This is a genomic window from Thalassospira sp., assembly GCF_002709775.1.
In the GTDB taxonomy this organism is placed as follows: domain Bacteria; phylum Pseudomonadota; class Alphaproteobacteria; order Rhodospirillales; family Thalassospiraceae; genus Thalassospira.
Genome location: NZ_PAQR01000027.1, coordinates 17,621 through 43,093, shown reverse-complemented (window position 1 = coordinate 43,093; position 25,473 = coordinate 17,621). Strand labels below are relative to the sequence as shown.

25 protein-coding genes are annotated in these 25,473 nt (G+C 57.2%); 14 read left to right on the top strand and 11 right to left on the bottom strand.

From position 1 onward, the window contains the following. Positions 1–25: 25 nt before the first annotated feature. Genes CMO10_RS11010 through CMO10_RS11000 form a run of 3 tightly spaced genes read right to left on the bottom strand, consistent with a single transcriptional unit; the run spans position 26 to position 2,803 of the window. Positions 26–910: a DMT family transporter gene (locus CMO10_RS11010; RefSeq protein WP_297021900.1), complete on the bottom strand. Its 885-nt coding sequence runs from the start codon at positions 908–910 to the stop codon at positions 26–28. Further along, complete coding sequence (locus CMO10_RS11005; protein ID WP_297021898.1) at positions 907–1,863, bottom strand: DMT family transporter; 957 nt, start codon at positions 1,861–1,863, stop codon at positions 907–909. Before CMO10_RS11005 ends, CMO10_RS11010 begins: the two co-directional genes overlap by 4 nt. Further along, positions 1,856–2,803: a DMT family transporter gene (locus CMO10_RS11000; RefSeq protein ID WP_297021895.1), complete on the bottom strand. Its 948-nt coding sequence runs from the start codon at positions 2,801–2,803 to the stop codon at positions 1,856–1,858. The genes CMO10_RS11005 and CMO10_RS11000 overlap by 8 nt, the downstream gene beginning before the upstream one ends. A gap of 203 nt (positions 2,804–3,006) precedes the next feature. On the opposite strand from CMO10_RS11000, the gene CMO10_RS10995 reads away from it, so the two are divergent. From CMO10_RS10995 to CMO10_RS10975, 5 genes are all read left to right on the top strand, one after another. Then, positions 3,007–3,468 (top strand): Lrp/AsnC family transcriptional regulator, encoded by a 462-nt coding sequence (locus tag CMO10_RS10995; protein ID WP_167721330.1) that lies wholly within the window; start codon positions 3,007–3,009, stop codon positions 3,466–3,468. A 153-nt stretch (positions 3,469–3,621) separates the two neighbouring features. Next, positions 3,622–5,589 carry a potassium/proton antiporter gene (locus CMO10_RS10990; protein WP_297021887.1) on the top strand — a complete coding sequence of 656 codons (1,968 nt, stop codon included), beginning with the start codon at positions 3,622–3,624 and terminating at the stop codon, positions 5,587–5,589. 125 nt (positions 5,590–5,714) lie between these two features. Beyond that, positions 5,715–6,668: a DMT family transporter gene (locus CMO10_RS10985; protein ID WP_297021884.1), complete on the top strand. Its 954-nt coding sequence runs from the start codon at positions 5,715–5,717 to the stop codon at positions 6,666–6,668. A 42-nt stretch (positions 6,669–6,710) separates the two neighbouring features. Next, positions 6,711–7,211, top strand: a complete 501-nt coding sequence (locus CMO10_RS10980) for a DinB family protein (protein ID WP_297021881.1) — start codon at positions 6,711–6,713, stop codon at positions 7,209–7,211. Continuing rightward, positions 7,208–7,867, top strand: a complete 660-nt coding sequence (locus tag CMO10_RS10975; RefSeq protein WP_297021879.1) for a LysE family translocator — start codon at positions 7,208–7,210, stop codon at positions 7,865–7,867. The genes CMO10_RS10980 and CMO10_RS10975 overlap by 4 nt, the downstream gene beginning before the upstream one ends. Positions 7,868–7,929: 62 nt before the next feature. Here the strand turns inward: CMO10_RS10975 and CMO10_RS10970 are convergent, their stop codons facing one another. From CMO10_RS10970 to CMO10_RS10950, 5 genes are all read right to left on the bottom strand, one after another. Then, on the bottom strand, positions 7,930–8,790 hold the full coding sequence (locus CMO10_RS10970; RefSeq protein WP_297021989.1) for a cation:proton antiporter: 861 nt from the start codon (positions 8,788–8,790) through the stop codon (positions 7,930–7,932). A 27-nt stretch (positions 8,791–8,817) separates the two neighbouring features. Further along, complete coding sequence (locus tag CMO10_RS10965) at positions 8,818–9,147, bottom strand: hypothetical protein (RefSeq protein ID WP_297021877.1); 330 nt, start codon at positions 9,145–9,147, stop codon at positions 8,818–8,820. 84 nt (positions 9,148–9,231) lie between these two features. Beyond that, on the bottom strand, positions 9,232–10,017 hold the full coding sequence (hisN, locus tag CMO10_RS10960) for a histidinol-phosphatase (RefSeq protein ID WP_297021874.1): 786 nt from the start codon (positions 10,015–10,017) through the stop codon (positions 9,232–9,234). 69 nt (positions 10,018–10,086) lie between these two features. Continuing rightward, positions 10,087–10,869, bottom strand: a complete 783-nt coding sequence (hisN, locus tag CMO10_RS10955) for a histidinol-phosphatase (protein ID WP_297021872.1) — start codon at positions 10,867–10,869, stop codon at positions 10,087–10,089. A 184-nt stretch (positions 10,870–11,053) separates the two neighbouring features. Then, a complete protein-coding gene (locus tag CMO10_RS10950) occupies positions 11,054–11,737 on the bottom strand; it encodes a c-type cytochrome (RefSeq protein ID WP_297021870.1) in 684 nt (227 codons plus the stop codon). A 352-nt stretch (positions 11,738–12,089) separates the two neighbouring features. On the opposite strand from CMO10_RS10950, the gene CMO10_RS10945 reads away from it, so the two are divergent. After that, entirely contained in the window at positions 12,090–12,830 is a 741-nt protein-coding gene (locus tag CMO10_RS10945; protein ID WP_297021864.1) for a 3-deoxy-manno-octulosonate cytidylyltransferase, read from the top strand. A gap of 69 nt (positions 12,831–12,899) precedes the next feature. Continuing rightward, on the top strand, positions 12,900–13,760 hold the full coding sequence (locus CMO10_RS10940) for a prephenate dehydratase (RefSeq protein ID WP_297021861.1): 861 nt from the start codon (positions 12,900–12,902) through the stop codon (positions 13,758–13,760). A 73-nt stretch (positions 13,761–13,833) separates the two neighbouring features. Here the strand turns inward: CMO10_RS10940 and CMO10_RS10935 are convergent, their stop codons facing one another. From CMO10_RS10935 to CMO10_RS10925, 3 genes are all read right to left on the bottom strand, one after another. Beyond that, positions 13,834–14,976 (bottom strand): methyl-accepting chemotaxis protein, encoded by a 1,143-nt coding sequence (locus CMO10_RS10935; RefSeq protein WP_297021856.1) that lies wholly within the window; start codon positions 14,974–14,976, stop codon positions 13,834–13,836. Positions 14,977–15,261: 285 nt separating this feature from the next. Then, positions 15,262–16,287: an IS110 family RNA-guided transposase gene (locus tag CMO10_RS10930; RefSeq protein WP_114090866.1), complete on the bottom strand. Its 1,026-nt coding sequence runs from the start codon at positions 16,285–16,287 to the stop codon at positions 15,262–15,264. A 35-nt stretch (positions 16,288–16,322) separates the two neighbouring features. Continuing rightward, complete coding sequence (locus CMO10_RS10925; protein WP_297021848.1) at positions 16,323–16,880, bottom strand: cache domain-containing protein; 558 nt, start codon at positions 16,878–16,880, stop codon at positions 16,323–16,325. 381 nt (positions 16,881–17,261) lie between these two features. Between CMO10_RS10925 and CMO10_RS10920 the strand changes: the two genes are divergently transcribed. From CMO10_RS10920 to CMO10_RS10890, 7 genes are all read left to right on the top strand, one after another. Then, positions 17,262–19,043 (top strand): DEAD/DEAH box helicase, encoded by a 1,782-nt coding sequence (locus CMO10_RS10920; RefSeq protein WP_297021846.1) that lies wholly within the window; start codon positions 17,262–17,264, stop codon positions 19,041–19,043. A gap of 292 nt (positions 19,044–19,335) precedes the next feature. Next, the gene (locus CMO10_RS10915) at positions 19,336–20,169 is read left to right on the top strand and encodes a substrate-binding periplasmic protein (protein WP_297021844.1); all 834 of its coding nucleotides are present in this window, start codon (positions 19,336–19,338) and stop codon (positions 20,167–20,169) included. A gap of 729 nt (positions 20,170–20,898) precedes the next feature. Continuing rightward, positions 20,899–21,363, top strand: coding sequence for a PaaI family thioesterase (locus CMO10_RS10910; RefSeq protein WP_297021842.1), 465 nt, complete (start codon positions 20,899–20,901; stop codon positions 21,361–21,363). 125 nt (positions 21,364–21,488) lie between these two features. Continuing rightward, on the top strand, positions 21,489–22,661 hold the full coding sequence (locus tag CMO10_RS10905; protein ID WP_297021839.1) for an isovaleryl-CoA dehydrogenase: 1,173 nt from the start codon (positions 21,489–21,491) through the stop codon (positions 22,659–22,661). A 75-nt stretch (positions 22,662–22,736) separates the two neighbouring features. Further along, entirely contained in the window at positions 22,737–23,924 is a 1,188-nt protein-coding gene (locus CMO10_RS10900; protein ID WP_297021837.1) for an acetyl-CoA C-acyltransferase, read from the top strand. A 171-nt stretch (positions 23,925–24,095) separates the two neighbouring features. Continuing rightward, entirely contained in the window at positions 24,096–25,070 is a 975-nt protein-coding gene (locus CMO10_RS10895) for a sodium-dependent bicarbonate transport family permease (RefSeq protein WP_297021835.1), read from the top strand. A gap of 4 nt (positions 25,071–25,074) precedes the next feature. After that, positions 25,075–25,386, top strand: coding sequence for a P-II family nitrogen regulator (locus tag CMO10_RS10890; RefSeq protein ID WP_044829673.1), 312 nt, complete (start codon positions 25,075–25,077; stop codon positions 25,384–25,386). Positions 25,387–25,473: the final 87 nt, after the last annotated feature.

Here is a 25,473-nt window from a genome sequence, read left to right as displayed (position 1 = left end):
GATGGGTCCGAACTGTGGCTTGGCGCTAGGTTTTCTGTCTGGAAAGCTTGCGCTCACGAAGGGCGACATAGATCGCCGCCCCGATAATCATCGCCCCGCCGGGCAGGATCCAGATATCGGGCACTTCGCCAAACAGGATCAGGGCAAGCACGGCAATGATCGGCAAACGCAAATAGGAAAACCCGACAAAGAAACTGTAATCGGCCAGTTGCAGGGCTTTGACATTACAAACCTGCATTACATTCATCATAAGGGCCGCAACCGCCATCAGACCCAGCGCCTCAAGGCTGGGCGTTTGCCAGACAAACAAGGCCGGGATCAGCGACACCGGTGTCGTGATGATCATCAGATAAAACAAAAGCGATGTGGTGCTCTCGGTTGCCACCAGTTGTTTCGTGATCATCCCGGCGGATGCCATGCAGATCGCCGCTGCAATCGGAAGGATGCTGGCCGCCTGCATGGTATCCGTTCCGGGCTGAATAATCAGCGCCACACCGACAAACCCGATCACAATCGCAAGCCAGCGGTGAATGCGCACCTGTTCGCGCAGGATGACGGCGGCAAGGATGGTGCCAAATAGGGGCACGGTGAAGTTAAGCGTCGTGGCCTCTGCCAGAGGCAAATACAAAACCGCCATGAACCACAAACACATCTCTGCCGCCGACAAAACCCCGCGCAATCCAAACAGCGGCAGGCGCTTGGTCGCAAGGCTGCCAATCCCGCGCCTCATCACAAGCGGGATCATCAGGATCAGGCCAAAGGCAAAGCGTAAAAACACCGCCTGATAGGGGTGCAATTCGGCCGTGGCATAGCGGATCGTCAGGGTAAAGCAGGCTGCCAGGATCGCTGCGGCCAAGGCAAAGAAACTGGCTTTGATGGTTGCAGGTTGATTGGCAAACCAGATTTTCATTTGCGATCTTCATCGCGCGCTGGCGGCGGATCAAGATCGCTTGCCGTCGCCGACAGGCCGCGCTTCAGGCGGTTGGCTTCGCGGTTCAGTTTCGCCTCGCGCCGGGCGATATAAAGTGCGGACCCGACAATCAGGCACGCACCGGGCAAAAGCCAGATTTCGGGGATTTCGCCAAACATCACAAGCGCAATTGCCGACACAAACGGCAGGCGCAGGTAATTGAACCCGACGACAAAGCTGTAATCATAAACCCGAAACGCGTTGGTATTGCCGATCTGGGTCAGGTTGGCCATGAACGCCCCCGCCACCATCAACAAGATCGCCTCAAGGCTCGGCGTCTGCCAGACAAACAAGGCGGGGATCAGGGTCATCGGGGTTGTCAGCACCATCATGTAAAGAATGATGGTCGTCGGATTTTCTGTCCGCGACAGCGACTTGATCGTCATGCCGGCACTCGCCATGCAGACGGCAGCCGCAATCGGAAACAGGCTTGCCAGCTGCACGGTCTCGCTGCCCGGCCGGATAATGACCAACCCCCCGCAGAACCCGACCAGAAGGGCGGCGATCCGGTATTTGCGGATTGTCTCACCCAAAAAGATCGCGGCCAGAATGGTGCCAAACAACGGCACGGTAAAGTTAAGCGCGGTCGCCTCGGCCAGCGGCATATAGGCAATGGCCGAAAACCAGAAACTCATCGCCCCCATCGACAGAACCGCACGCAGACAAAACATCGGAAAACGCTTGGTCTTGAGCGGCACCAGACCGGCACGAAGTGCCAGCGGTGCGATGAATAAAAGCCCAAAGAAATTGCGGAAAAACACCGCCTGAAGCGGATGGATATGCTCGGTCGCAAGGCGGACAAACACCGAAAAGACCGCGGCACTGAACGATGCCATCAACCCGAACGCCGTTGCCTGCAAATAAGGCGGCAAGGAATTGAACCAGTTACGCATCGGGTTTGTCCCCCGCTGGGGCGTCGCGATCGATCTTGGTAACCGGAATGGCCTGCGGGTCGGCCGGGGCCGTCGTCGGCAGGCGGGTTTGTGTCTTCGCACGCTTCGCCAGAACCGCCTCGCGCCGCGCGATATAAAGGGCCGATCCAATGATCAATGTCGCTCCCGCCCAGGTCCAGAAATCAACCACCTCGCCAAACATGATATAGGCAAGGGCTGCCACAAACGGCAGGCGCAGGAAATCAAAGATCATGACATAGGACTGATCGGCCGTGCGATAGGCCCGAACCAGCAATTGCTGCCCGGCCGTGCCAGCAACCGCAATCACCAGCAGGATGAACATCTGCCACATGGTCGGCCCCTGCCAATACATAAGCGCCGGGACCAATGACAAAGGCGTCATGATCAGGCCCATCCATGTGACGATGGCATTGGCACTTTCGGTCCGTGACAGCATCTTCACCGTCGTCATCGCACACGCCATGAAAACTGTCGCGCCAAGGGCCAGGATCGCACCTGTCTCAAACTCTTGCCCAAATGGCCGGATAACAATCATCGCCCCGACAAAACCGATTGCAATTGCACTCCAGCGCCGCGCACGCACGGTTTCGCGCACAACAATGGCGGCAAGAACCGTGGTCAGGATCGGCAGGGTGAAGTTGATCGCAATCACCTGTGCCGCTGGCGACAGCGACAGGGCGGTAAAGATGCATGACATCGCCCCGAAACCAAGCACCCCGCGCAGGAAATGCAGCTTGAACCGCTCGGTCTTTAAGCCGCTCCGCCCGTGACGCACCATCCAGGGCACCATCGGCAACAAACCGAACAGGTTACGGAAAAACGATGCTTCGAACGGGTGAAGGTCGGCGGTGACATAGCGGATGAAAACGGCCATTACCGCAAAACACATTGCAGCACTGATCATCAACAGGGCGCCCATCAGGGCTGCATTGTCAGAAGTAGCGCGAGGTAAAATCATTACATGTAAAGGTTTACGCAGCTATCCGGAAAAAATCCAGTACCCGTGAGTTGAGATGCCAAGCTGATTGCGCATGGCTGCCCCGGCAAATTTGGCGAAGAGTTCGCGTGAAGCCGTTTTTCGTGTAAGATCAACGCCATCAAATCCATTCAGGGGGAAGATTAATGGATGCAATTGATCGCAAACTGATCGACATCCTGCAGGAAGACGCGTCGCTGTCCTATTCGGTTTTGGGAACCAAGGTCGGGCTGTCGGTCTCTGCGGTGAATGATCGTGTGCGCAAACTGCGCGAACAGGGGATTATTCAGGCTTATCGTATTTCGGTCGACCCGCAGGCCATTGGCCGCGCGCTGACTGCGTTGGTCTGGCTGCGCACCGATCCGGCCAAGGGGAACAAGAAACTGGTCAAATCCCTGATCAAGGCTGACGAGGTACTTGAATGCCATCACATGACCGGGCGCTTTGATTTTCTCGTCAAACTGCGTCTGCGCGATACCGCCCATCTGGAGTCCTTCATTTCCGACACGATCAAGGAAATGCCCGGCGTGGTCGAAGTTCTGCCGGAAATTGCCTTGTCGACGTCAAAGGAAACGCTTTTTGTTCCGGCCCAGGCCGAAACGGACTGACCAATTTACGCTGCCCGGAAATATTTTAATCAACAGCCGGGTGATGGCATTGTCGGTCATCATTTCCTAAGTATCTGAGTGCTATTGCTTTGTGAGTTGCCAACGAACAGCCTGATCCGCCCATTCTGACACCGTCAAACAGGAGCCCCCGAAATGATTGAATCGATGAATCTGGTCATCCTGATTGCATCGATTCTGGTGGTTGTTGCCGTTTTCACCAGTCTGGTCAGTTTCCGGGTCGGCGCACCCTTGCTGTTGGTGTTCCTGTTTGTTGGTCTTGGCGCGGGCGAAGATGGCATTGGCGGCATCATGTTCGACAATGCGCCGCTGGCCTATTTTATCGGCTCCATCGCACTCGCCCTGATCCTGTTTGACAGTGGCTTTGAAACCCAGTTCCGAACATTAAAAATCGCCGCTGGCCCATCACTGGTGCTGGCAACCTTCGGGGTTTTGATCACGACGGGCGTTATTGGCGGTGTGACTTGGCTGGTGCTCGATGTGCCCTGGCTGGTCGCACTTCTGTTTGGCGCCATTGTCAGTTCAACCGATGCGGCGGCGGTGTTTTTCCTGCTGCGCGTTGGCGGGATCAATCTGCGTGATCGCACGCGCAGTACGCTTGAAGTTGAGTCGGGCTCAAACGACCCGATGGCGGTTTTTCTGACCATCTCGCTGGTCGAGCTCATCATCCTTGGCGGTGGCGACAATATCGCGCTTGAACTCCTGCAACGCTTTGTTTTGCAGATCGGCTTGGGCGGAGTGTTCGGGCTTGCTGGCGGTTATGCGCTGGTCTGGATGATCAACCGGGTCAAACTGGAACCGGGTCTGGTGCCGATCATTACCATGGCATTGGCACTCAGCCTGTTTGGCGCGACCAGCATCCTTGGTGGCAGTGGCTTTATGGCGGTCTATGTCGCGGGCCTTTATGCCGGCAACAGCAAGATGCAAATGAGCGTCGGCGTCCGCCGTTTCCAGCATGTCACCACCTGGCTGGCCCAGATCGCGATGTTTGTCACGTTGGGTCTCCTTGCGACCCCGTCCGAATTTGGCGCGGTGATTATTCCGGGCGTGATTCTTGCCCTCGTTCTGGTCTTTATCGCCCGTCCGGTCGCGGTCTGGCTGTGCCTGATGTTCTTTAACTTCTCGCGCAATGATACGGCCTTTATTTCATGGGTCGGTTTGCGCGGGGCGGTGTCGATCCTGCTTGCCATAGTGCCGATGGTCGAAGGCGTGCCTGAAGGGCAGCTCTTGTTTAACACCGCCTTCATTGTCGTCATCACATCGCTTCTGTTGCAGGGCTGGACGATCCGCAAGGTCGCCAATTGGTTGGGGATCATCGTCCCGGCCAAGCATGGCCCGGTCGACCGTATTGATCTTGAACTGCCGGGCAACGCCAATCAGGAAATCGTTGTTTATCGCGTGCACGAAGCCAGTGCCGTTGCCACCGGCCATCGTATTCCGCGTTGGGCACGGCCCAGCCTGATCCTGCGTGATGGCGCCTCACTGCGCCCGCATTCTGCGGGCCACATTCAGGCCGGTGATCAGGTCTATATCATCACCCCGCCGCGCCATGTCGAACTGCTCGACCAACTCTTTGCCGGCCCTGCCGAAGGTGCGAATGACATCGAACTGTTTGGCGATTTCAGCTTCCCGGCCGACACACGCATTGCCGATATCGCCCGCCTTTATGGCTTCGCGCTCGAAGATGATGACGCCGAGCTGACCGTTGGCGAAATCATGGATCGCGATCTGCCCGGCGATCTCGAACTTGGTGATCGCATGCCCTATGGCACGGTCGAACTGATCGTCCGCCGCACTGATGATGAGCACGGCTTGCTTGAGGTCGGCCTCGCGGTCGAGCAGCAAAAAGCCAAACCCAAACGCCGCATCCCGATCTTCCAGTCCCGCAGCGAGTTGCTTGAAATCTGGAAGGACTGGCAGAAACGCAAGCGGGCGGAAAAGAACGTGGCACTCCGCGATCCGAAATCGTCGCCAGCCAAGCAGATCGACGAAGAGGCCACCAAGGCCCCGGGCGATCAGATCGAAGACGCCACAGAAGACAGCGCATCCGAACCTGATCAGGCAGAGACAGACGCTTCGGAAATCCCGGATAAAAAGGCCTGATCCTTCACGCATTAAATTGCCGGTCCATGGATTAGCTTTGCTAATGACAGGATCAAAAAAGCTGGTTTGGTGGCGGACTGGAACTGCCCTAAATTGCGACTTCAAAGTTTTTGGAGTTCCGGGCCATGTTCGGTCTTTATGCCGCCGTCGTTTTGATCTGGGGATCGACCTGGATCGCCATTCAGTATCAGCTTTCCGTCGCCCCCGAAGTGGCCGTTGCCTATCGCTTTGCCTTGGCAACGCTGATTTTGATGGCTTGGTGTGTGGTGCGTCGGTTGCCGATGCGCTTTAACGTGCGCGATCATTTCTTCATGGCGGTTCTGGGTGTCTGTCTGTTTTCGCTGAACTATGTGCTGATTTATGTCGCCAGTGTTCACCTGACCTCGGGGCTTCTGGCGGTGGTGTTTTCGACCATCGTCATCATGAATATGATTAATGGCGCGATCTTTTTCCGCCGCCGTCCCGAAACCCGCACCCTGATCGGGGCCAGCATCGGTCTTGCCGGGATTGCCATGGTCTTTGCCAATGATCTTGCCAGCTTTGATCTGGCAGCGGGCGGCAGCATCGGTCTTCTGGTGTCACTGGCCGGTAGCTACATTGCATCGCTTGGCAATATGGCGTCTGCCCGCAACCATGCACGTGGTGTCCCGGTCATGCAGGCCAATGCCTTTGGCATGCTCTATGGCACATTGTTGCTGTTTGGCTATATCGCGCTTGCCGGTATTCCTGTGACCTTTGATACCAGCGTTAGCTTCCTGGCTGCGTGGGTTTATCTTGCGCTGTTCGGGTCGGTTCTGGGCTTCGGGTTTTATCTGACCCTTCTCGGCAAAATCGGACCGGATCGTGCGGCTTACAGCTCCGTGATGTTTCCGATTGTCGCGTTGTTGCTATCAACCTGGTTTGAGGATTTCCACTGGACGGGCAATATCGTCTTCGGTGTTGCGCTGACATTGGTCGGCAACGTGGTTATTCTGACCAAACGGGTTCCCAAACCGGCAAGTCAGGTGCTTGAGCACGTTACCCCGACCCCGGCTCAAAACCCCGCCACCTGCACACCGGCCCCCGGTGTGAAATCCTGATCCCGAGCCGAAACGCGCGATCGCAGAAGACGGAGAGAAAAGATGAATGGTGCGGCCTATTTCGAACGCATGGCGCAGTATAATATCTGGGCCAACACGCACGCCTATGATGCCTGCGCCAAACTGCCGGTGGCGGAACTCGACGCCCCGCGCCGCGCCTTCTTCCCCTCCATCATGCGAACGCTCAACCATCTTGTCGTGGCAGATCGCCTGTGGATGGGCCGTTTGCTTGGCAGTCCGGTGACCATGCCGCTCGACACGGTCCTGTATGAAGATTTCGATGAACTGCGTACCGCCCGCGAAGCCGAAGATCAGGCGATTTTGGAATTCACCCGCAACCTGACCGATGCCGAAGTCACATCCGATCTAAGCTACCAGTCGGTCACCGCTGGCGCCTATACCATGCCGCGCGATCTGATTTTGGGGCACATGTTTAACCATCAGACCCATCATCGCGGGCAGCTGTCCAACATGCTGATCGAAGCAGGTTCCGGCCCGCTTGAAATCGATCTGATTTATTTCGGCCGGGAGTTGCTCGCGTGATCGAGCTGCTTGTCGCCTACACGCCGTTTCTGATTGCCGCCCTTCTGCTCAACATCTCGCCCGGGCCGGACATGGCCTATATTGTCGGGCAAACAGCGGTGCATGGGCGCAAGATCGGTTTGTTCTCCTCGATTGGCGTGATTTCCGGTGCCTTTGTTCATGTCCTTGCGGCAACCTTTGGGCTGTCGGCCATTCTGGCAACCTCGGCGTTGGCCTTTGCCGTCGTCAAATGGATCGGGGTGGCCTATTTGGTCTGGCTGGGCATTGGCGCGCTGCGCAGTAGTTTTACTAAGTCCGAAACAGATGAAGCATCTGACGCGCCCGCCGCACCGATTTCAACCAAACCGATGACCGCCTTTGGTGCCTGGCGTCAGGGGGTGATGATTGATGTGCTCAATCCCAAGGTCGCGATTTTCTTCATGGCCTTCCTGCCGCAATTCATTGATCCGGCACGTGGCAATGGCGCGGTTCAGTTTTTGCTTCTGGGTCTGATGGTGCTTCTGATCGCCTTTGTGGTCGAAGGCATGCTGGTTTTGGCGGTGGCCTCGGCAGCAAGCCGGATCAAGGGTAGCCGCAAACTCGGCGCGTGGTTGCATCGTGCACTCGGCACCATGTTCATCGCCCTTGGCGTGCGCCTGGCCATTACCCAGCAATAAGCCAAATCGACCAAGTATAGGGCAGGGGCGCGTTTAACGCCGCCCCATCCGAGATGAGCCTCTCAGGATTTCCGCCCAAGATAGCGCACCAGCGCCCGGGACGCCGGGGCAGCCGAAATGCCGTGGGCGACGATACTTATGCAAATGATCATCGTGCCCGCGGCAAACAGCGGTCGGAACTCGCCCGGGTCAATCATGGTCGCCATGATCAGCATGTAAATCACCGAGGCAATGCCGCGCGGCCCGAACCAGCCGATATAAAGCTTCTCGCCCAGGCTATAGGGGCTACCAATCATGCAGATCCACACACAAAGCGGGCGCAGCACTGCAAGGCTTGCAATCGAAAACACCAGCATCGACCCGGTCCAGGCATCATAAAGTGCTGGCACGACAATCAGGCCAAAGACAAAGAAGGTCAGCATGGTCAGAAGCTCTGACTCGGCCTCGCCAAAGCTTTCAATCGCATCCTTGACCGCATCGCTTGAGATATTAAGTGCAAGCCCGCCGGCAAAGGCGGCAACAAAGCCATTACCGCCCAGTTCCTCGGCCAGAAGGAAGATGAAAAGGGCCGCCAGAACGCCCAGCAACCTTTCAAACCGCGCGACCATGGTGCGGTGCCGGACGGCGTGATTAACCACCTGACCAATGACATAGCCACAGACAACCCCGATGACAGCACCCACCGAAATCTCAAGCACAGCTTCCGCGATCCAGCCCTGACGCCCGTCACTGAGAAGATTGGCCTCAAGCAACACCGCCGTTGTGAAAACCGGCAGAACCAGCCCGTCATTAAGCCCGCTTTCAATATTGATGCCCTGTCGCACCGGATCAGGCACACCCTTGTTTTCCAGCACCGGTCGGCCAAGGGCAGCGTCGGTTGGACTGACGATAAGCGCGAGGATCAGGGCGGGAACGAGGCCGATCGTGGGATCAAGCCCGACGATAAACGCCTAGGTCACCCCGATGGTCAGGGGCAAGCCCACCAGCAAAAGCCGGATCGCCACATTACGCGCCGCACTTTCACGGCGGTAATCAAGCACCGCAGCATCCAGAAACAGAATGATCGCCAGCGTCATCTCGGCAAAGCCGGTGGCAAAATGAACGCTGCCCGAAAGCGCATTCATCGGCGCGCCCTGCCAAATGCCAAGTGGTACGGCCACCAGCATCCCGGTCAGAACCATCATCATCGGCGAGGAAATATTGCGGCGTTGCAGGCGGCGCGATTGCAGCCCGTAGACCAGCCCGGAGCCGAGAAAAAGAATGATCACCCATTCAAACATGGCACTGCCCAACCTGTTGCCCTGATAAGGCCAAGTGTGCCGGAAAGGTGCCAGATCGCCAAATGGTTAAGCGCTCATGCCGTCTTACGCGACGGCCTTTTGCAAAACCGCCAGCCCTTCGGCATGGGCATGCTTATCGCCACTGGCAATCACCAGATCACCACTATTGATGGTCAGGTTCTTGCCGTCCCAATCGGTGATCACGCCACCGGCCCCCTCGATCACCGGCACCGCGGCACAGAAATCATAGGGCTGAAGGTTTGACTCGACCAACACATCGCCAAACCCCATGGCAATCAGGCCGTATCCGTATGAGTCGATGCCGTAAATCGGCTGCTTGGCTGCACCAAAGATCGCCTCATATCCGGCGATTGCCTTTTCTTCGACGAAAAGATCCGGCCCGGTGGTAAAAATGGTGGCATCTTTCAGGTGCGCGCATTCGCGTGCACTGACCGGTTGGCCATTTAGCGTCGTTGGCTGTCCTTCAACCCCGATCCAGCGTTCATCCAAAATCGCCTGATCAATCACGCCCAGCACCGGCTTGCCATTGCGGCACAGCGCAATCAGGGTGTTGAAACTGGGCTTGCCGGTAATGAACGACTTGGTGCCGTCAATCGGATCAAGAATCCAGACATATTCGGCATCAAGGTTTTCCGGCCCGTATTCCTCGCCCAGAATGCCGTGATCAGGCAGTTCCGCATTGATCAGGTCGCGCATGGTGCGCTCGATCGCCCGGTCGGCATCGGTGACAAGGCTGGCATCGCCCTTTTCATCGATCTCAAGTGGCCTGCGGTAATAGCTTTGCAGCACAGGGCGCGCCGCATCGGCAAGCTTGTGGGCCATGGCAAGAAACGGGTGGCTGTTGGTCATCGGATTTCCTGTGTCGGGCAAGGTCTTGGTCGCGGGGCAGGGGTTATATGGCGAAGATTGGCGCGAAAATCACGCCATCGCCGCCTTGATGGTCGCCAGAACATCCTGATGACAACGTGCATCGCCACTGGCGACAACATCCCCGGCACTGTCGATACCAAGCGGCTTGCCCGCCCAGTCGGTCATCACCCCACCGGCACCCTCAACCACCGGCACCAGTGCGCAGAAATCATAAGCCTGAAGCCCGATCTCAACCACCGTATCGGCCAGACCAAGGGCGGTCAGGCCATAGGCATAGGCATCAACACCATACATCGGCACCCGGCAGCCTTTCGAAACCGCGTCATAGGCCTTCTTGGCATCACCCTTGAACAGCTCCGGTGCGGTGGTAAAGAAGGTCGCACTTTTAAGCTCTTCGCATTCGCGCGCGCTGATTTCAGTGCCATTCATCGTGCTGGCCTGGCCCATCACACCGACCCAGCGTTCATCGGTAATCGCCTGATCGATAATGCCCAGAACCGGGGTGCCCTTGTGGCAAAGCGCAATCAATGTCGCAAAGCTCGGCTTGCCGGAAATGAACGACTTGGTGCCGTCAATCGGATCAAGCACCCAGACATATTCCGCATCGACATTTTCCCGGCCATGTTCCTCGCCCAGAATACCGTGATCGGGAAGCTCGGCATTGAGGATATCGCGCATGGTGCGTTCGACTTCACGGTCGGCAATCGTGACCGGGCTGTCATCGGCCTTCACATCAACCGCGACCGGGGTGCGGTAATATTTGCGCACGACCGGGCGTGCGGCATCGGCCAGCTTGTGGGCGATTTCCAAAAACGGATCGAGATTTTCCATAAAGGCATTCCTGCAGGCGGTTGAAGTCAGGCGGGATATGGCCGGTACTATTTCCGCTTTGCGCCCAGAACGCAAGGATGCCCTTTGTACCGGCCCTGATCAAACCCCCAAACGCAAACAGGGGACAGTTTCCTGTCCCCTGCGAAATCGGTGCTGACCTGAAATATCGGGTCAGGCGAAAGCTTTACTGTGCGGTGGCTGAGTCAACAGCGTCGCCGGCTTCCTCAACCGCGCCTTCAACGGCGGCGGCTGCATCATCAACGGCTTCTTCGACAGCTTCGGCTGCTTCGTCAACCGCCTCGGCGGCTTCAACTGCTGCCGGATCCGGAAGCGCGACCGGGTTGTCAGACTTGGTGTTCAACCAGGCAATAACCGCGGCACGGTCTTCGGCCTTTTTCAGACCGCCAAAGCTCATCTTGGTGCCATCGATGTAATCGCGCGGCTTGTAAAGGAACTCGTTCAGCTCCGCAAAGCCCCAGTTGCCACCGTGGCTCGCCATACCGTCAGAGTAGGAGAAGTCACCCTTGTGGGCAAAGGCCGCACCGACGATGCCATAAAGGTTCGGGCCGGTTTTGTTCGGACCGCCTTTTTCGACGTCATGGCAGGATGCGCATTTTTTGAAGACTTTCTCGCCTTCACCCATGTCGGCAGATGCCAGCATGGCAAGAATCGGTTCCGGGCCTGCCGGTTCTGCCGGAGCGGCGGTCGGGGCACTGGCACCCGCCATCACATCTTCGGAGAACGGATATACCGGTGCTTCCAGTTCCTCGGGACTGACCAGTGCGCTGCCGACCTTGCCGACAACCACTACCAGAAGCACAGCACAAATAACGCCGGCGACGATCTTGTTGATTTCCATCGTGTTCATGACGGGACCCCGTTACAGCCTAATCACTCTCAGGTTTTATCTTTATGTTCTACCCATGCGTCCCCGGCAATCCTCGATCAAGAGAAACACACGTGTAACCGCAGGCAAAACTGGTCGGTGGGAAACTATACGTTTCAGCGATTTGCATCAACCTTTCTTAAACACCAAGGCGAATATCCATGCTTTAGAACTTTCGTCTAGTGCCCTTCGAAAAACGATTCCGCCTTTCGCCTCCCCACCAAAACCGGCTAATGTCGCGCCGATTCATACCTGTGTTCTGCCATCGCTTGTTCTCGTCACGCTTTGCGCAAGATCAAAAAACGGGTGATTTGTGCCTTACTGGAGCGAAGAAATGTCGACCCCGCGCAATCCTGTTGTTGTAATTCCTGCCCGAATGGCCTCCACGCGTTTGCCCAATAAACCGCTGGCCGATATCTGTGGTGAACCAATGATCGTTCAGGTTTGGAAACGCGCGACGGAAGCGGGAATCGGCCCGGTTCTGGTTGCCTGCGCCGAACAGGAAATCGCCGATGCCATCACCGCTGCTGGTGGTATCGCCGTTCTGACTGACCCGGATCTGCCCAGCGGATCGGACCGCGTCCATCAGGCGCTCGAGACTTTCGATCCCGAAGGCAAGTTTGATGCCGTCGTCAATGTGCAGGGCGATCTGCCAACCATTGATGCCGCCGATATCCGCGCGGTGTTTGAACCGCTTGCCGATCCGGCAGTGGATATCGCCACCCTGGCCGCTGAAATTAAACGCGACGAAGAACGCACCAACCCCAACGTGGTCAAGGCGGTTGCGGCCTTTGGCACCGGCCGTGTTGCGCGCGCCCTTTATTTCACGCGCGCGACCGCACCGCATGGCGACGGGCCGCTTTATCATCACATCGGTCTTTACACCTATCGCCGTGCGGCCCTTGATCGTTTCGTTTCCCTGCCGCCCGCCGAACTCGAACAACGCGAAAAGCTCGAACAGCTGCGCGCACTTGAAAACGGCATGGTGATCGCGGTGGCCCTGGTCGATGGTGTGCCGCTTGGCGTCGATACCCAGGAAGACCTTGAACGCGCGCGCCAGGTGCTGGGTGCATAGTTGCGGTTCGACGCTTCAAGTGCTTTAAGTTCATGACCAATCTACATTGACCATTCAGGAAACAGCCAGATGACTGCGCAACAAAGGATCGCTTTTCAGGGAATGCACGGTGCCTATTCAGATCAGGCAGCCCGTCGCGCCTTTCCGGGTGCAACGACAGTACCGTACAGGACCTTTGAAGGCGCTTTTGGCGCACTTGAAGAAGGCGACGTCGATCTGGCGGTGATCCCGATTGATAACACGCTGGCCGGTCGCGTCGCGGACGTGCACCACATCCTGCCTGAATCCGGTGTGCATATTATCGGTGAAACCTTCCTGCGCATTAACCACGCGCTGGTCGCCGTTCCCGGCACCAAGATCGAGGAAATCAAGGAAATCCACAGCCACGTCCACGCACTCGGCCAATGCCGTAAGCTGCGCAAGGAACTGGGTGTGAATGCCGTGGTCGGCCCCGATACCGCCGGCTGTGCCAAGGAAGTTGCTGATCGTGGCGATAAATCGATTGCCGCCATTGCGCCGGTGCTGGCCGCCGAGATTTATGGCCTTGATGTGCTCCGCACCGAAGTCGAGGATGCGGCGCATAACACCACGCGCTTCATCATTCTGGCACGCGAACCGCTTGATATTGCCAATGACGGCACGCCGGTCGTGACAAGCTTCGTCTTCCGTGTGCGCAACGTTGCCGCCGCTCTTTACAAGGCGCTCGGCGGTTTTGCCACCAACGGGATCAACATGACCAAACTTGAAAGCTACATGGTCGAAGGTCAGTTCACCGCGACCCAGTTCTTCGCCGAAGTCGAAGCCCATCCCGAACAGCTCGGCCTGCGCCACGCGCTCGAAGAACTGCAATTCTTCTCGCACGAGGTCCGCATCCTCGGCGTCTATCCGGCCCATCCCTTCCGCAAGGATAACCATCCCCCGGCGGAATAGACCCGCAGCAAAAGCAAGAATCAAAAAGGGCCGGACAAATGAATGTCCGGCCCTTTTTTAGTAGGTTGAAACCTTACGCCCCGGCCTGCTTCAGCAAGTCGGTCGAGAAACGATGAATGATCTGGGTCAGCTCGCTCGAACGGCTTGAAAGTTCGGCCGATGCTGATTTCAGTTCATCTGCTTCCTGTGTCGTGCTCTGGGCGTTGTTCATGGTGTCTTCAACACTGTTGGAGATCTCCTTGACCCCGTCCGCACTGCGGTTGGCGTTGCCCGAGATTTCCTGTGTTGCCGCACCCTGTTCTTCAATCGCCGCTGCAATCGCAGTCGAAGCCCCTCGAACCTGTTCGATGGTTTCCGAAACCCGCGAAATGCCGGTTACGGCACGTTCGGTGCCATCGACAATGTCATTGATCTGGGCTGCGATCTCGTCAGTTGCCTTTGCCGTCTGGGTGGCAAGGTTTTTCACCTCGTTGGCCACCACGGCAAAGCCTTTGCCAGCTTCACCGGCACGGGCCGCCTCGATGGTCGCGTTCAGTGCCAAAAGATTGGTCTGAGCAGCAATGTCGTTGATCAGGCCGATGATTTCCTTGATCTTGTCGACCGTGGCGGACAAGCCGGCAACATCATTCGATGCGCTCTGGCTTTCATCGGTTGCCCGTTCGACCGTGTTCGACATCTGGGAAATCTGAACATTGATTTCCGTGATCGAGGATGACAGTTCCTCGGTCGCGGCCGCAACCGCATCAACGCTGTGCGATACTTCGTTGGCGGCTGACGCGGCATGCTGGCTTTGGCCCAGAATGCCATCGGCATTGCGCGCCATGCTGATCGCAAGATCATTACTGCGCTGAACCGATTGATCCAGGGCACCGGCAATGCCGCCGACTTCGGATTCAAGCTTGGACGCGATTTCGCGGATATTCGCACGGCGTTCTTCTTCGGATTTTGCCTTGAGGCCCGCTGCATCATTTTCAAGCTGCTGGGCCTGTGCCGATTTGTCACGCAGCGCCAGAACACCTTCGCCCATATCGCCGATTTCAATAAATCGGGAATCGGTTTCGACGGGTTCGTTGTAATCGCCCTCGGCAATTGCACGGATGCTGTCATTCAGGCCAACAATACCGCGCGTAATCCGTGTGCCGACGATCCAGGACAGGATGCCTGCAATCACGATGGCGATGGCGGAAATGATCACGATATGGGTGATGACCGACATGAATTCGGACTGAACATCATCATGTATGGACGGCCCACTGAAAGCAAGGAAAAATAGAACTGTTGTAACCTGGTCAGGTGCTTCCATGTATCCGGCCTGTTGGTGACGATAAATCGTCTGGCCCTGATGAAGTCCGCGGATGTCGGTTCCGATCAAATAAACGCGGTCAAGTGGCCGCTTGGAAAGTGCTGGAGTGTCCGATATCCCGGTAGTGACCGGTTCACATCAATATCTGCTCACCTTGCTAACCTGTTGTAATCCCTTGGGATCTAAAAACGGTGTGTTCTATGCCGCAATCGTTGTTGCCCGATATATTTCCTTTTTGGTCATTAAAGCCCAAGCGATACGCGCGGCTTTGTTGGCCATGGCGATGGTTACAAGCCTTGTCGGCTTACGTTCCAGTAACCGTTTCGCCCAATCAGCCTGCCGTGATGATTGTCGGCGCACAACGTTCAGCATGCTGGTAGCACCTATGACAAGCAGCTTTCGAATATACCGGTTGCCCTGTTTCGATATCCGGCCCAATCGTTCCTTACCGCCACTGGAATTTTGTCGCGGTACCAGACCGAGCCATGCAGCAAACTCCCTACCGGATTTGAAGAACGAAGGATCAGGCACTGTGGCTGCGATCGCACTGGCAGTCAGAACGCCGACACCAGGTATGGAGGCCAATCGCTGGCTAACCTCATTTTCCTTGTGGGCTGCCTTGATTGCCCGGTCTATGTCATCGATAGCAGCTTCATTGGCCTGGAGCATGGCAACCAGTGGCCGTAGTGATGCGCGAGCCAATGCCGGCAGGCTTTCATCCTCGTCTTCCATGATGACATCAACAATACGGTCCAGTCGTTCTCGGCCCTGGGCGGCAATCAGCCCCATTTCGGCCATGTGGGAACGCAGTGCGTTGACCAACATGTTTTGCTGGCGCATCAGAAGCTCGCGGGCCTTGTGCTGCATCAGGGCGGCCTGCTGGTCTTCCGATTTGACCGGCACAAAGCGCATGCTCGGTCGACCGACAGCCTCACAGATCGCTTCGGCATCAGCTGCGTCGTTCTTGCCGCGACGAACATACGGTTTCACATAGGATGGCGGGATGATCCGGACATCGTGCCCGCGCGCTTCGAGCTCCCGGGCCCAGTAATGGGCAGTGCCACAGGCTTCAAGGCCGATCAGACAGGGAGGGAGATCCGAGAAGAATGAAAACATTTGCTGACGACGCAACTGGCGACGAACTGTCACGTTCCCTTTGTCGTCGACACCGTGAATCTGGAAGACATTCTTGGCCAAATCCAGGCCGAGCGTGCTAACTTTCATCTGTGGATGGCTCCTTATAGTGTTTGCCCAACTGATCAACGCACTATGGCACATTGATGCCGGTTTGTGAGGGCCGTCCACACCATCATGTATACGCCAGCCCCAAGCGCCCAGTTCCATTCCTTGATCGGGCGGACATAGGCCGCTTTCTCGATCAGTTTGTCCCCTTCGCCTGGCTTCTTGGTTTCATAGGTAATAATGTCACCACCGGCTTTGGCCGCATTGACGATCATGTTGCGCACCCGGCTGTCAGGATTACATTTTCCGACATCTTCGGGGCTCAACGGATCAAGCACCATGCAGTGATTGTAATCGGTCGCGTAAATATAGTTCTCACCGTCAAAACGATAATCGTTGAGCAGTGCAAGGGCGGCTGCCTTGGCATCGGCCTCGCTCATCTCGCCGCTTTTGGCTTTGGCGATATAGCTGTTGACGATGGACACGGCACCTTCGGTCAGATGCGAAATCTGTTCGAACTTTCCGTTACGCAGACTGGTTTGATAGTTCAAGGACACTGTCGCGATGATTGCAAGCAACACAACCAGACAGATAGCAGGGATTGAAAAAATCCCCGTTACAACGCGAAACCGCATGGAATTCCCCTTCTAAAATGCAGTTCTCCACTCCGTACACGCGATACTGGTCCTAAAGGGTTAATTTAAAAAGAAACTTTCGTCGTGTGCATGGGCGGAAGGCGTTTTTGCATGGCTGATGGGCGCGGGGATTGATTGACTTATTGTGCGCCGCCCTGTATCACCCGGCTCATTCCTTCGCTTGCAAAGACAGAATGAGCTGTCAGGAACTGTATGAAAAGGCGAGGGCGGGTACGACGTGATGACGTCGATGCCTCACATCATTTGCCTCTCATGCGGGTCCGACGCTGGCTCTTTGCCAAGCACCGGTCTTGACTGCGTTTGGGCAGGCACCACAGGCGTGAACATGGCGCCGACCGGATAAACGAAGGACTTTCCTTTATGACGAATTTTAATGGGCTCAACCTGATCGAGCCCCTGTTGCGCAATGTTGAAGCTGCCGGTTTTACCGCGCCGACCGAAATTCAGGCTGCGACGATCCCCGCACTTCTCGAAGGCAAGGACCTGATGGGTATTTCCCATACGGGTGGCGGCAAAACTGCTGCTTTCTGCCTGCCGTTGCTGCAGCGTCTTGCTGAAAACCCGATGCGCCCGAAACCGGGTCAGCCGCGTGCCGTCATTCTGGCACCGACCCGCGAACTGGCGACCCAGATCGGCCAGTGCCTGCGTGATTTCAAAAAAGGCATCCGCCTGTTTTCTTCTGTTGTCTTTGGTGGCTCCCCGATGGGCCCGCAGATTCAGGAACTGCGCCGTGGCGTTGATATCCTGGTTGCGACCCCGGGTCGTCTGCTCGATCACATGTCGCGCAACACGGTTCGTTTCGACGATGTCGAAGTCTTCATCCTTGATGAAGCCGACCGCATGCTCGACATGGGCTTCTCCGAAGACGTGCTGACCGTGGCGGAACTGCTGCCGAACAATCATCAGACCGTGATGTTCTCGGCAACCATGCCGGCCGAAGTCAAACACCTGACCGACCGTCTTCTCAAAGACCCGGTCAAGGTTGAAACCGCACCGCAGGCCAGCGTGACCGAACGCGTCACCCAGCGTGGCATGTTTGTCAAACGTCACGACAAGACCAAGCTTCTGGTTCAGTTGCTCAACCGTGATGAAGTCGAACGCGTTCTGGTCTTCACCAAGACCAAGGCAGATGCCGACGAACTGTCGTTCCAGCTGCGCGATGAAGACATCGACAGCGATGCCATTCATGGCGACAAACAGCAGCGCATCCGTCAGAAAATCCTGCGCAACTTCCGCAATGGCCGTTTCCCGGTCCTGATTGCAACCGACGTTGCTGCACGTGGTATCGACGTCCCGGGCATCACGCACGTCATCAACTATGACCTGCCGCAGGACCCGGAAAGCTATGTCCACCGTATCGGTCGTACCGGTCGTGGCAGTGCCGAAGGTATCGCGATTTCGTTCTGTGAACCGCGCGACATTCGTCTGCTGCGCAACATTGAACGCATCATCAAGCAGGATGTCGAGATCGACGAAGATCACGAATTCCATGCAGCTCCGCCGCCCCGTTCATTCGGTGCCGGTGGTGGCGGTGGTCGCGGTCGTGGTGGCCGTGACGGTGGTCGTGGCTTCGGCGGCGGCGGTCGCGGTGGTTTTGGCGGCCGTGATGGTGGCCGGGGCCGTGGTGGTTTCGGTGGCGGTCGTGATGGCGCCCGTGGTGACAATCGTGACGGTGGTCGCGGTCGTGGCTTCGGCGGCGGTCGTGATGGTGGCCGCGATGGCGGTTTCCAGGGTGATCGCGCAGCCCGTGGCTTCGGTGGTCGTGAAGAAGGTCGTGATGGTGGCCGTGATGGCGGTCGTCGTGACTTCAATGATCGTCCGCGTCGTGACGGCGGTGATTTCCGCAATGATCGCAAGCCGCGCTTTGACAATGATGACCGTGCACCGCGCGGTGATCGCGAAGAGCGCAATGGTGGCGGTCGTGGTGGTAACTTCCGCCCCCGTGGTGAAGGCCGTGGCGAAGGTGGCAACCGTGACGAACGTCGCTTCTCGGACAAACCGCGTGGTGATCGCGGCGGCAACTTCCGTGCCCGTGGCGACAACCGTGACGGTGGACGCGATGGCGGCCGTCGTGACTTCAATGATCGTCCGCGCCGCGACAACCGCGGTGGCAATCAGGGCATGAAACGCCGTTCGGCGTAATTCTGCCCCGCTTGTTTGCGGGAAATAAGTGGGTGGCTTCGCCGGGGAACGATGTGAATTTTGTTCATGTCGGTGCGTAGCAACCCGCTTCACAAAGAAATACATACAGGGGGACTGGCTGGAAACGGCCGGTCCCTCGCCATTTTGGCGTGTATTTCCCGGGCTGAATTTTACATAAACCGGTTTAGACCTATTCCTAAGTGTGGAATTCGTCTAGATTTACTACACCTAAGCGTAAGGTATCTGTTCTGTCCGCATCCCGGGTTGGGGTAAGGGCAGGGGAAGAGTGGCAATGATGAACATCAGAAGTGCATTTTTGGCAGTGCTTTTGACGACTGTGATCGGTTCCGGCGCTGTGCGTGCGCAATCGGGCGACACCGGATCTGTGTCTGACGCCGATGGTCAGCGTGATTGTTCAAAGCTGATCGCGTCTGGCAATCCCGATTATCCGCCGTATCTGTGGGTGTCGAAGGATGGGCAGACCCTGCATGGCGCGGCAGCGGAATTCATCAAAACCGTTGGCGCGCGGGCCGGTGTCGAGATCGAGGTTATTAATTCCGGCAGCTGGGGCCGTGTGCAGCAGCATATGCGCGAAGGCACGATTGATCTGATTGCCGGCGCCTTTCTGACCGTGCCGCGTCTATCCTATATGGATTATTTCCATCCGGCCTTTCAGGGTACCCGTACCCTGATCTGGACGCGCGACAATCTTGATCTGCGCTATAGCACATGGTCCGATCTTGTCGGCATCGAAGGCCTGACCGTGATCAATAACAGTTTCGGGCAGGCGTTTGATGACTATGCCCGTCAAAACCTGACCATCCGCGAAGTGCCAAGTCTTGAGCAAGGCCTGCAAATGCTCTCGCTCGACCGTGCCGAATACCTGATCTACGAAGAATTCCCCGGCAAGGCCGTGATTGCGCATGAAAACATCACCAATCTGCGCAGCTACGACACCCCGGTCAGCAGCGAAGACCTCTATATCACCATGTCCCATCAGTCGGAATGCAACACCGGCGAACTGCGCGGCCGCCTCTCGGAAGCCGTGTTCGAACTGGTCTCGCAAGGTCTCATGACCCAAATGCTCGAAGCCAGCATCCAGGAATGGGGCGAAACCACCAACTAGGGCACACCAACCCGGCTGCCGCCAAACCGGCTGGCAGCCGGTTGCCCACCGGCCAAGATCGCCCGAACTCCACACGCGACCCGTACCCGACCCGCACCCCATCGCAAACCGCATCACCCCCGTTGTCGCCGTAGTCTGCGGCACCAAGCCCCCGCCGCGCGGTGCGCCGGGCCCGTGCCGAACACCCGATCCCCAGTTAGCGCACCTCACGCGCACCCCGCCTTCCATGCGGTCCTCTCGCCTGCCCGCTTCAACCACGGCCACGCCTCCGTCACGCGCGCTTCCCGCAGCGGTACCAATCCAACAGCTGGCATCCTTGCCCGCCGCGCATCCATGTCGGCAGCCACGGGCGTTGCATCGCCGACGAGCAATCCGCTCCAATCCCAAACCCAGGCTCGAACTCAATCCCCGATCCCAACGACAGCGCCAGGGTCAAGGCCGCGCCAGGACAGGGCCAAGGCCAGACCAGGACAAGGCAGGGCTATTGGGATGGCCGCAACCATGTGCCAGAAGCACCTGCCACCTGCCACCTGCCACCTCCCGCCTCCCGTACCTACACCGATACTGGCCAATGCAGCGCCATACCGCGCCTCAATCGGCGATTTCAAATAAATTGGTATAGCTATGCGGATTTGATTTGACGTTAACGTTAACGTTAACTACAACAGAGTCGCGTCATATCCCGGTGCGCCCTTTATGGCTGCGTCGGCTTCACCACAGGATCGCGACATGGCTTCGTTTGAACCGCAAAACCCCGATTACGCTGCCGAAGTGCGCAAGCGTTTTGCCCAGCAGCCCTACAATCTGTCGATCGGGGCCGAAGTCACCGATGTGCAGCCGGGCCGGGTTGAGGTGGTTGTGCCGTCGCGCGCCGATCTTATTCAGCATAACGGCTATTTCCATGGTGGTCTGATCGCTGGGCTTGCCGATATTGCTGGTGGTTTTGCCGGCTGGAGCCTGGTTGAGGCCAATCAGGGGATGCTGACAATTGAATACAAACTCAACATCGTTGCCCCCGGTCTGGGGGATCGCTTGACCGCGGTTGGCGAGGTTGTTTCACGGGGGCGGTCGATCATCGTCACCCGCATCGATGTCTTTGGTATGAGGAATGATGAACCGGTTCTGTGCGCGACATCGCTTCAGACGCTGAAGGTCATGAAGCTGCCGCCGGAATTATTGGATGACGTTGCATAATCGCAGCGATTATTCATTTTTATCAAAAATCAGACCGCCAGTAGATCACCGCTAGACCACCCGCGTGAAACACGCGTGAAACAGTTAGAAAACACCGAGAAAACATCTAGGGCAGGAACACCATCATGGCATTTTTCGACTTTCCCGGATTGAAATTCGATCTTGGCGAAACCGCAGAAGCGATCCGCGAAACCGTCTCGTCCTTTGCCGAGGCCGAAATCGCCCCGCGCGCGGCCGAGATTGATGAAACCAACCAGTTCCCCAATGATCTGTGGCGCAAGTTCGGTGATCTTGGATTGCTGGGCATGACGGTGTCCGAAGAAGACGGTGGCACCGGTCTTGGTTACCTTGAGCATGTCATTGCCATGGAAGAAATCAGCCGTGCTTCGGCCTCGGTGGCGTTGTCTTACGGCGCGCATTCCAACCTGTGCGTCAATCAGCTCAAACGCAACGCCACAGCCGAACAGAAGGCGAAATACCTGCCCAAGCTGATGAGCGGCGAGCATATCGGGGCCCTTGCCATGAGCGAGCCGGGCGCAGGTTCGGACGTTGTGTCGATGAAGCTCAAGGCCGAGAAAAAGGGTGATCGCTATATCCTGAACGGCAACAAGATGTGGATCACCAACGGCCCGGATGCCGATACACTGGTGGTCTATGCCAAAACCGACCCCAATGCCGGCGCCAAGGGCATTACCGCCTTTATCATTGAAAAGACTTTCAAAGGTTTCTCGACCGCGCAAAAACTCGACAAGCTGGGCATGCGCGGATCCAACACCTGCGAGCTGGTATTTCAGGATTGCGAAGTGCCCGAGGAAAACATTCTTGGCCAGCTTAATGGCGGTGTGCGCGTTCTGATGAGCGGACTTGATTACGAACGCGCGGTTCTGGCGGCTGGCCCGACGGGCATCATGCGCGCCTGCATGGATGTGGTTGTGCCTTATATCCATGAGCGCAAGCAGTTCGGCAAGGCGATTGGCGAGTTCCAGCTGATGCAGGGCAAGATCGCCGATATGTACACCACCATGAATGCCTGCCGCGCCTATGTTTATGAAGTTGCCAAGGCGTGCGATCGTGATGAAACATCGCGCAAGGATGCGGCGGGTGTGATCCTTTATGCTGCGGAAAAAGCAACCTGGATGGCACTGGAAGCCATTCAGACGCTGGGCGGCAATGGCTATATCAATGAATATCCGACCGGCCGCCTGCTGCGTGATGCCAAGCTGTATGAAATCGGTGCGGGCACCAGCGAAATCCGCCGTATGCTGATTGGCCGTGAACTGTTTGGCGAAACTGCCTGAGTTCTAACCGGCTAAACCGAAACCCAAAACCCTCGTCCCACGAAAACAAACGGACTCTGACCCATGACTCTGACCATGAGCACTTCTGATCCGATCGTCATTGTTTCCTGCGCACGCACCCCGATGGGTGGCCTGCAGGGTGATTTTGCCACTGTGACCGCATCCGAACTGGGCGGGGTTGCCATCAAGGCAGCGCTTGAACGCGGTGGTGTAGCTGCTGATGACATTGATGAAGTCATCATGGGCAATGTCCTGCCCGCCGGTCAGGGGCAGGCACCCGCCCGCCAGGCCGCCTGGAATGCCGGTATTCCGCGTGCTGCTGGGGCGACCACGATCAACAAGATGTGCGGATCGGGCATGAAGGCCGTGATGTTTGCCCATGATACGCTGGTTGCCGGTGGGGCGGATGTCATGGTGGTTGGTGGCATGGAAAGCATGACCAATGCGCCGTTCCTGCTGCCAAAAATGCGGTCGGGCCACAAATACGGCCATGACATGGTCTATGACCATATGGCGCTGGATGGTCTGGAAGATGCCTATGACAAGGGCCGCTCCATGGGCACCTTTGCCGAGGCAACAGCCGAAAAGTACGGCTTTAGCCGCGAAGCGCAGGATGACTATGCCATCACCTCGCTGACCCGTGCGCAGGAGGCCGCGAAGGCCGGTCATTTCAGTGATGAAATCGCCCCGGTGACCTACGCCACCCGCAAGGGGGAGGTCACGATTGATGCCGACGAACAGCCACCCAAAGCCAAACCGGAAAAAATCCCGACCCTGCGCCCGGCCTTTGCCAAGGATGGCACGGTGACAGCTGCCCATTCCGCATCAATTTCCGATGGCGCCGCCGCCCTTGTCATGATGCGTGCGTCTGAAGCCAAAAAGCGCGGGCTTAAGCCATTGGCGAAAATCACCGGTCAGGCAACCCATGCGCAGGAACCCTGCTGGTTCACGACGGCCCCGATTGACTCGATCAAGAAGGTGTTGGCCAAGGCTGGCTGGACCAAGGACGATGTCGATCTTTGGGAAATCAACGAAGCCTTTGCTGTCGTCGCGATGGCCGCAATCCGCGATCTTGAGCTTGATCACGGCAAGGTCAATGTCCATGGCGGTGCCTGTGCGCTGGGCCATCCGATTGGCGCGACCGGTGCGCGTTTGCTGGTCACCCTGATCCATGCGCTTAAAACCCATGGCGGGACCAAGGGTGTGGCATCGCTTTGCATTGGCGGGGGTGAAGCAACCGCCGTTGCGATCGAACTTTTGTAAGCTTGCGTATGAGCCTGTAAGGTCCTGTGAACCAGTTTACGCCCCGCCGTTTGGCGCGCGGGGCTTTCTGGTGACAGAAAACCGTGATCCTGCTATCGGAACCACGGTTTTAGCGTGGGTGCAAAGCCATCTGCGCGACCGACATCGGGGTATCATAGTCAAGGGACAGCCATGCAAGATGTGTTGAGCCTGGCGGCGCAAAATCTTCTGTCGCCCATCGTTCTATTCTTTGTTCTGGGGGTGGGTGCCGCCCTTGCGCGATCGGATCTGACGATCCCTGAGGCCGTCGCCAAGGGGATCTCGCTGTATCTGCTGTTTGCCATCGGTTTCAAGGGCGGGGTTGCCGTTTCCAATAACGGCATCGACCTGACATTGGGCATGAGCTTGGCGGCGGGTTTGATCCTGTCCTTTGTTCTGCCCTTCATTGCCTTTGCCCTGCTGCGCTGGATTTCGCAACTGAGCCGCACGGACGCAGCTGCGGTTGCGGGGCATTACGGTTCCATCTCGATTGTTACCTTTGTCGCGGCGACCTCGGTCCTGCAAAGCTCGGGCATTGCGGCAGAGGGCTATATGGTCGCGGTTGCGGCCGCGATGGAAGCACCGGCCATATTCTCGGCCCTGTTGCTGGTCTCATCGGGTGGCAAGGGCCGGCTGGATGGCGCGCTGATCCGTGAAATCCTGCTCAATGGCTCAATCGTTTTGCTGGTCGGCAGTTTCTTTATCGGCTGGATCACAGGTGCGGAGGGCATGGCCAAAATCGAAGCCCTGATTGTTTCGCCCTTCCAGGGGGTTCTGTGCCTGTTCCTGCTTGATATGGGGCTGGTTGCCGGGCGTGGCCTTAAGCAGGGGCGTGCGGTGTTGCGCCCGGGGCCGCTGGCCTTTGGGGTGCTGATGCCAGTGATCGGATCGTGCCTTGGTCTTGCCTTTGCGCTGATCATTGGATTGTCACTGGGGGGCGCGGTGTTGCTAATGGTGCTGGCGGCATCGGCAAGTTACATCGCGGTGCCAGCCGCGATGCGTGTTGCCCTGCCGGAAGCCAATCCGTCGGTCTATCTTACGTTGTCACTTGGCGTGACGTTCCCCTTCAACCTGACGCTTGGCATTCCGCTTTATCTTGCGATGGCCAGCGCCGTTCACGGAGGTTAATCCCATGGAAAAGCATGATGCCAAACGGGTTGCGATCATTATCGAAGCCATCATGGAAAGCCGCCTGCGTCAGGCGCTTGAAGGGGCGGGTGTGACCGGCTTTTCGGTTTTGCCAGTCCTTGGCGGTTCGGGACGGTCAGGCAATTGGAGCCGCGATGACACCATATCGCGCGGCGGCGGGATGGTTCAGGTCATCTGCATTATCCGGCCCGAGAAACTGGACCGGATGTTGGAAGCTGCATTCGAGGTGGTGGACCGCCATATCGGCGTTGTCACAATTAGCGATTGTCAGGTACTGCGTGCGGACCGCTTCTAGAAACGTCAGGGTTTTGTTGGGACCAAAACAAAGGAGATCGCACGTTTAGAACGATTCAAAAGGTGTGAATGAGGGCTATCAACTTGG

Excerpts from the sequence above, each read along its gene's own strand:
- CMO10_RS11010 (WP_297021900.1), bottom strand. The coding sequence starts at position 910 with ATGAAAATCTGGTTTGCCAATCAACCTGCAACCATCAAAGCCAGTTTC.
- CMO10_RS11005 (WP_297021898.1), bottom strand. The coding sequence starts at position 1,863 with ATGCGTAACTGGTTCAATTCCTTGCCGCCTTATTTGCAGGCAACGGCG.
- CMO10_RS11000 (WP_297021895.1), bottom strand. The coding sequence starts at position 2,803 with ATGGGCGCCCTGTTGATGATCAGTGCTGCAATGTGTTTTGCGGTAATG.
- CMO10_RS10995 (WP_167721330.1), top strand. The coding sequence starts at position 3,007 with ATGGATGCAATTGATCGCAAACTGATCGACATCCTGCAGGAAGACGCG.
- CMO10_RS10990 (WP_297021887.1), top strand. The coding sequence starts at position 3,622 with ATGATTGAATCGATGAATCTGGTCATCCTGATTGCATCGATTCTGGTG.
- CMO10_RS10985 (WP_297021884.1), top strand. The coding sequence starts at position 5,715 with ATGTTCGGTCTTTATGCCGCCGTCGTTTTGATCTGGGGATCGACCTGG.
- CMO10_RS10980 (WP_297021881.1), top strand. The coding sequence starts at position 6,711 with ATGAATGGTGCGGCCTATTTCGAACGCATGGCGCAGTATAATATCTGG.
- CMO10_RS10965 (WP_297021877.1), bottom strand. The coding sequence starts at position 9,147 with ATGTTTGAATGGGTGATCATTCTTTTTCTCGGCTCCGGGCTGGTCTAC.
- hisN (WP_297021874.1), bottom strand. The coding sequence starts at position 10,017 with ATGACCAACAGCCACCCGTTTCTTGCCATGGCCCACAAGCTTGCCGAT.
- hisN (WP_297021872.1), bottom strand. The coding sequence starts at position 10,869 with ATGGAAAATCTCGATCCGTTTTTGGAAATCGCCCACAAGCTGGCCGAT.
- CMO10_RS10950 (WP_297021870.1), bottom strand. The coding sequence starts at position 11,737 with ATGAACACGATGGAAATCAACAAGATCGTCGCCGGCGTTATTTGTGCT.
- CMO10_RS10945 (WP_297021864.1), top strand. The coding sequence starts at position 12,090 with ATGTCGACCCCGCGCAATCCTGTTGTTGTAATTCCTGCCCGAATGGCC.
- CMO10_RS10940 (WP_297021861.1), top strand. The coding sequence starts at position 12,900 with ATGACTGCGCAACAAAGGATCGCTTTTCAGGGAATGCACGGTGCCTAT.
- CMO10_RS10935 (WP_297021856.1), bottom strand. The coding sequence starts at position 14,976 with ATGTCGGTCATCACCCATATCGTGATCATTTCCGCCATCGCCATCGTG.
- CMO10_RS10930 (WP_114090866.1), bottom strand. The coding sequence starts at position 16,287 with ATGAAAGTTAGCACGCTCGGCCTGGATTTGGCCAAGAATGTCTTCCAG.
- CMO10_RS10925 (WP_297021848.1), bottom strand. The coding sequence starts at position 16,880 with ATGCGGTTTCGCGTTGTAACGGGGATTTTTTCAATCCCTGCTATCTGT.
- CMO10_RS10920 (WP_297021846.1), top strand. The coding sequence starts at position 17,262 with ATGACGAATTTTAATGGGCTCAACCTGATCGAGCCCCTGTTGCGCAAT.
- CMO10_RS10915 (WP_297021844.1), top strand. The coding sequence starts at position 19,336 with ATGATGAACATCAGAAGTGCATTTTTGGCAGTGCTTTTGACGACTGTG.
- CMO10_RS10910 (WP_297021842.1), top strand. The coding sequence starts at position 20,899 with ATGGCTTCGTTTGAACCGCAAAACCCCGATTACGCTGCCGAAGTGCGC.
- CMO10_RS10905 (WP_297021839.1), top strand. The coding sequence starts at position 21,489 with ATGGCATTTTTCGACTTTCCCGGATTGAAATTCGATCTTGGCGAAACC.
- CMO10_RS10900 (WP_297021837.1), top strand. The coding sequence starts at position 22,737 with ATGAGCACTTCTGATCCGATCGTCATTGTTTCCTGCGCACGCACCCCG.
- CMO10_RS10895 (WP_297021835.1), top strand. The coding sequence starts at position 24,096 with ATGCAAGATGTGTTGAGCCTGGCGGCGCAAAATCTTCTGTCGCCCATC.
- CMO10_RS10890 (WP_044829673.1), top strand. The coding sequence starts at position 25,075 with ATGGAAAAGCATGATGCCAAACGGGTTGCGATCATTATCGAAGCCATC.